The following is a 6,099-nucleotide window of genomic DNA, read 5'->3' as shown; positions in this document are numbered from 1 at the left end:
GAAGAGACACCCTTCCCGATGATAGGAATGGGCTTCACGGGAGCAACCGTTCCAGGCTTTGATTATCGGCTCTATGATGACACAGGTCGCAAGATAGACTTTGGCATCGCCTGCTACAAGCAAGGTGGTATTTTCCAAGCACTCAAGGAGATGGAGGATCCAAGAGTTTTACGGAACGTGCTGCTTGAGAGTCTCGACTGGGATGCGGCGACCTACATCAGAAGTGAGTGGACGGTTCCCGTTCCTGTGCCTGCTGCCCCGTCTCTCGTCAAAAAGACCGTCGTTGGCACTTGGGCAAATCTCAAAAAACAATAATTAGGACTTTAATCCAAAATTGGTAGGTTCGGTTTGCAACCGCACCATAAGTGTCAATTTTAGAGCAAATAACCATCGTGGGTCCAGGTCCGGTAGGTTCGGAATGTAATACAAGGAATGGATTTAGTCTATCCCCAGACTAAATCCCCCAACCGAACCGGATTCTACGCGAAAACCTTGAAAACTTCAAAAACCGCTTGAATCCCGTAGGGTTTATTTGCTTGGAATGTTATAGAAAAACGGGACCTCACAGACCTAAGCCCCGTAGGGGCGGCATGTTCAGAGTATCCATAGAACAGAAGGGGACCGAGGTTTTACCGCTCAACCCAACCTATGGGTACAAAAAAACAATACTCAAAAACTGTCGGCTATTCATCGTATACGAGGGCACCCGGGTCCCCAAATATATCGACAGCAATACCTGAATAATCGTGGTGGCTGTGTGGCACGCCATCTGTTGTGTGCGTCCTGAGACCGAGAGGCTCACCGACGTCAACAATAACCGCCAGTGAGCGCGAGAAAATAAGGGTATCGTCTTTTTTATACAGATCCGGCTGCTTCTCTAAGACGACAGAAATAAAATTCTTTCCGTCCGTTGTGAAGCAAGACAATTCGGTCAATCTATAGGTTTCAGGATCATAATCGTAACCGTCTATAAACATGAGATATCGACCCGGTTCGACGCTGCCTCCGGCAAACGCTGTTTGTAAAACAGGTAAATCCGCTTCGCCTGGCGGCTCATACGCATAAACGATCTCACTGTTTTCAGTTTTCTTGAAAACATTTATGACACTACCGTGATAGATGTGATATGTTGTACCCGTATCATCAATGAACGGCGGCGTAATATCTTTCGCGTATATCCGAACAACGACTTGAGCATCGAGAAAATGATCATAGCTGAAGTCTTCTACCACCGGATACAAATGCACGGCAACAAGGACATTTTCATTCTCAGGCATCGGGAACGTACCAAGAGAATCAACATAACGATCATCTAAAACGTGGCCCGACGTAACAGTCATCCGATACAGCCCCGGTTCTAACTCGGGTGCGTCGATGAGCGGTACATCGGCATACTCAGGTTCCGTCACGGGATCACCGATAACATTTTCGGTGATTGGCTTCATAGCCTCTTGCATTCGGTCGTCGCAACTCGAAAAAACGACAACAATGAGAATCAGAATACTCAAAGAAAATAAATGTTTCATAAATCAATTTCCTTTCTATACTAAAGTTTGGATAATATTAACAGGACTTACGCACTGCTTCTTAAAGTCCCCCTGATAAGGGGGATTTAGGGGGTTAAAGATATGGAAAATACCGACTTCCAGCGCGCCACACGGTGTACCTTAGCGGTATCGTTTCTTCAGCACTGCCCAAGAAGTTGTGAGGTGGTGACGGACGGATGCCGGTGAAAGTGTTACAGGCTTCTCTGGGAGTGCTACAGACGCAATGTTTTCCCTTACTGCGTCCATGTCGTCATCAATGAACGCCCATCGGTATCGGAATGGCGCGTCCAGGTAATCGGCTTCGGCATGCCCCTCGGCAATAAGTTGTAAGTTTAGCATGCGAGTCCCGGTGTCATCTGCGTAAAACACATACGCCAAGAACCTCCCTTCAGAACCCTTTTGGATAAACGGAAATGTGTCAGAATCCTCGAAAAGTACGAATACATCCTTGTCTTCGAGGGTATCCTCGACGTATTGCGTTGCCGCTGCGCCGAGTTCCAATTGACGTTCTTTCTCGGTTTCCAAAAGGTCCTCATAGTCATCGTGGTCAGGTGTAGTGCCACCTTGTTCCAATACAGATTTCGCATCTTTCGTGAGTTTTGTCCCTTTATGGCTTTCAGGGGTATCCACACCGTAGAGCCGTGTTGTAATGATACCTTGGTCGCTATAGATGAAATCGAGGGTGTCTCCGTCAATAACTCGGTCTACTTCGTAATAACGGGCTTCGTTCGATATAAAACCTATCGTTGTATCTGCGGAATGGCAGTGATAAGAATCACCTTCTCTATGACAGCCGTCCGATGCTACCTTCCTGTTATGCGCGGATACATCGTTGAAGATTCCGACGAGTGTGAGTAAAATGACAAAATATCTAAACATTGGAATGCTCCATAGTTCTTCTAATTTAAAAAAAACGTCAGTTTGATAATAAATAATGTGAGTTCCATAACAGGTCTTTTCTCCCGAGAACCACCTTGCGACCCTTGTAGCACAAACTTTCCAGTTTGTGTGCTGTGGGTGCAAACCATAACTGTCAATTTTAGAAAAAACGTGTCATAGCATCGTAGGTGTTTTTGCTTGGGTGTTTCCGTTAGGTTGAGCGGAGTTCAAAAAATGATATGGACACACCAAGCACATTTTACTACTCTACACCCTCCTATCAATCAAGAAGATAGCGAAACCCAACGCAAACTACCGACATGTTTCCAGCACTTGACGTAAAGAACGTTGGGTTTCGCTGGGTTTCTCCACGCATACACGGGTCTATCAGGTTTGATGTCCTTTGAAAGACCTACCTTTGATTTTCAACCCGCTCAACCCAACCTACAGGAGCTCACGTTTTAAAAAAAGAATGGGTTTACAAACCCCTCGCACAAGAAACCTTTACAACGTAGGTAAGTTTCTAACAATCTCCACCGTCTTTAGGCTGACGGTGATGACGCTGGCGACGAGGTCAACGATATACCGCGGTTCTGTCTCACGGTTCGGGTCATTGATGATGCCGCTCCGTTTGTCTGTCTTGACACGATACTGATCTACCACCCACTCCAACGCAGACCGTGTGCCGAGTCGATACTCATAGACCTCCGCAGGGATGCCGTCCAATGTCAGGAAATCGTTGTATTTCAGCTGCGTCTTGTCTTTGGAGAGTTTCATCTTCTCAACGCGCCAATCTACCGGCATTCCGGGTGTCTCAATATATTTCAGTCCATTATATTTCGGAGCGGATTCGTAGTTAACGTGGAGGTCCGCTAATGCCGCGCCTGCCTCGGCGAATCCCCAGAAGTCTTCGGCGAAAGGGATATGCGGGAGGTCGCGCTTGAGGTTCATCTCGTATTTCTCGCGATAGGTGGGGTGGTGCAGGAGCGCGTAGTTGTAGTGGAAGATGTCCCATTTGGTGATGGTGTCATCGCTGTAGTGGGTTCGGAATTCTGCCAATGCCCAGTCGGTGATGTTCTCTCGTCGGTTTGTGCCGTCTTCATCGTAGGTGTAAAACGGGAAACATTGAAAGCGGTCCTGAGTCGCAAGTATGTGGGAGTCAGAAATCAGATTTGCCATCAGGGTATTAAAGCCTGCTCGGAAGCCGTGATCGCTAACGATAATCACTCTATTTTCCGATTCTGTCTCCAGGGTAGGGAAGATAGATGGAAATACAAGCATTCTATCGTTTACCATTCTGTCGAAATAGAGGTGGGATTTTGTAAAGGGACGATAGATTGACTGTCGGATTTTCGCTTCCGCAAATGAGGCGATTTGTCCACCCTTCAGTTTTTGTTTTAAGGTTGAACTCCATTTGATTTTCGTATCATCTGACACCACAAAATCATCAAGATTGGCACTTCGGTTCGTCCTTTGCGCCCATCGAGCGACCTCGGCATTGTAATCCTCAATCATTCTGTGCATGTTATTAGCAAGTGCGTCTTGGTCGAAGTTGTAAATCCATGGGTCGCGTCCCGTTGTAACACCACTACTGTAAGTCTTAAAGATTACATCTATCGCTGTGTCTTTTTCTACCTTCGTTTCCTTAGTTCCCATCGGGATGAAGGCATCAAACTCGGTGTGGAGTCCTTCGGTGAGCCATGTGTGTCGTGCATCCGGTTGAATAGATTTCCACTCAATAGCACCAATGTGTTGATGTTCATTGAGAAATTCAAACTTACGCTCTTTGTTCCATAGTTCGTCTGTTTGATAATGAAAGATATGACCAGAAGGTGATGGATTCTGCTTTGCCTTGATAAACAGGTTGATGCTCACCCCAACCCGAATGCCGAACACATTCGCCTCTGATACCTTTAATCCTTTTCGTGCATTCCCTCCCAAATCCAGAATGTAGATCGCGTCAAAATCTTCTGCAAGATGTTTTCGCATCCCATCAAACGCCAAACCGTCAAGGAAGCTATTATTTGTTACAAATGCGACAACCCCTTCCTCTCCAATCCGCTTTGATGCCCATCGGATCGCTTTCACATACGGATCGTAAAGCGCGTTTTTGAGCGTTGCTTTGGAGTCTTTAGCATACGTCTCCGCGATCTGCTTGTCCATCGTCTCATATTTGCGATTTTTGTTATTATCGTTTTCATTTACTTGCCACGCATTATAAGGTGGATTGCCGATGACGACGAACATATCCGCTGTCTTCTGTCTCTCCACCCGTTCCGTGTTTTCGCGCGTGAAGAGTTCGCCTTGCTGCTGTTCCAGCAATTCAAACGTGTCCGCAAGCGCGATGCCTTCAAACGGCAGATACGTCCCTGTGCGTTGAAAGAATTCTTGTTCGATGTTCAGGCTGGCGATGTAGTAGGGTAGGAGCATTACCTCGTTGCAGTGGAACTCGTGACGGTATTTCTCCTCTAACGCTGTGCCTTGGATGTCCTGCATGAGACGGACGATGAAATTGCCCGTCCCGACGAACGGGTCGATGATATGAACCCCAGTATCCGACAACGATCGATCGAACTCGGTTTCGAGGATATGCTCTACACTTTTCACCATGAAATCGACGATCGGTTGCGGCGTGTAGACGATGCCGTGTGTGTCTGCCACATCTTCGGAGAACCCCTGAAAAAATTTCTCGTAGAACGTGTTGAGGAAGTGCTGTTTTTGGGTGAAGTCTTGGCAGAGCATCGCGGCTTGCTCAATGGAGACGTAGAACCGGTCTAAGGGTTTGAGGAATTCCTCGCGACTGAACGCCTGACGGATAAGTTCGTCAACGACATTTTCAATCTCGCGTGCGATGATGTTTCGGCGGGTGAAGGCGGAGTTGTTAAAGACAGTCCTGAAGATGCGTTCGGTGAGGATGTGCTGGATGAGCATCTCCTCGACGGCATCCTGTGAGAGTTCGGGGTTAATCGCGGTGCGGCAGGTTTCGTAAAAATCGGAGAACGCTTTCTTGAAGGCTGGATCGGTTTCGTGGCGTTGCTCAATGAGTTCCTTTAGTTTGGTTGCGAGGTCTGGGACGTGTTCCCTGAAATCGGAGACGGCAGTCTGCCAATTGTCCAGGGCGGGTGGGACGTAAGAGAAAAGGTATTGCAGGGTATCAATTAGATGTGTGGGTTCCGTAATATCAACGTCCAGGACCTCTTGTCCGTTCTGGTATAAGATGGCACGCTGTGGCGTTTGGAAGAGGATATTGTCGAGCGGATAGCCTGTGTTCTGTTTCTCCTGCACCGCTTTGGCGAGGTCGTCGTCTATATCTTTCGCTTCCCAGTAGCCGAGCGGGAGTCCGTATTCGTCGAGGATTGCACCGTCAATGACGATACGGTTCCCTTTTGAGGTACGCATTGGGTATTGTGGGACGAGTGTGGCGTTCACCTGTTTTGCACAAGATTGTAATAATGTATCAAAAGGTGAGCTGACGGCACCTTCGTGTGTGATGTCGTGTTGTTTGTATTGCTGCAGCGTGGTGTAGTAATCGCGGATTGCTTTGTGATTAGGTTTGAGGTTGAGTTTCGGCATGCGGGTATGATAGCAGGTTTCGGGGAGATAGGTCAAGTGGAAAGTAAAATAAGTCAGCAGTCAGTAAGCGAGGTTGCAAACCTCGCCTGCAGGTAGGAGG

At 47.5% G+C, this 6,099-nt stretch carries 4 protein-coding genes; 1 reads left to right on the top strand and 3 read right to left on the bottom strand.

Annotation, left to right across the window (positions count from 1 at the left end; translation table 11 throughout):
* Nucleotides 1–315: hypothetical protein (locus tag OXH39_12170; protein MCY3551206.1), on the top strand; the 315-nt coding region annotated here is incomplete at its 5' end.
* Nucleotides 316–683: 368 nt separating this feature from the next.
* On the opposite strand, the gene OXH39_12165 is transcribed toward OXH39_12170, so the two are convergent.
* The 3 genes from OXH39_12165 to OXH39_12155 form a co-directional block, all read right to left on the bottom strand.
* Nucleotides 684–1,526, bottom strand: a complete 843-nt coding sequence (locus OXH39_12165; protein MCY3551205.1) for a hypothetical protein — start codon at nucleotides 1,524–1,526, stop codon at nucleotides 684–686.
* A 141-nt stretch (nucleotides 1,527–1,667) separates the two neighbouring features.
* Entirely contained in the window at nucleotides 1,668–2,426 is a 759-nt protein-coding gene (locus OXH39_12160) for a thermonuclease family protein (protein MCY3551204.1), read from the bottom strand.
* Nucleotides 2,427–2,930: 504 nt separating this feature from the next.
* Nucleotides 2,931–5,999, bottom strand: coding sequence for an N-6 DNA methylase (locus tag OXH39_12155; protein ID MCY3551203.1), 3,069 nt, complete (start codon nucleotides 5,997–5,999; stop codon nucleotides 2,931–2,933).
* Between the last annotated feature and the right edge of the window lie 100 nt (nucleotides 6,000–6,099).

This window comes from Candidatus Poribacteria bacterium (genome assembly GCA_026702755.1).
Lineage (GTDB): Bacteria > Poribacteria > WGA-4E > WGA-4E > WGA-3G > WGA-3G.
Note: the sequence above shows the minus strand (reverse complement) of the source record. Positions and strands in the feature narration are given on the sequence as shown.

Excerpts from the sequence above, each read along its gene's own strand:
- OXH39_12155 (MCY3551203.1), bottom strand. The coding sequence starts at position 5,999 with ATGCCGAAACTCAACCTCAAACCTAATCACAAAGCAATCCGCGATTAC.
- OXH39_12160 (MCY3551204.1), bottom strand. The coding sequence starts at position 2,426 with ATGTTTAGATATTTTGTCATTTTACTCACACTCGTCGGAATCTTCAAC.
- OXH39_12165 (MCY3551205.1), bottom strand. The coding sequence starts at position 1,526 with ATGAAACATTTATTTTCTTTGAGTATTCTGATTCTCATTGTTGTCGTT.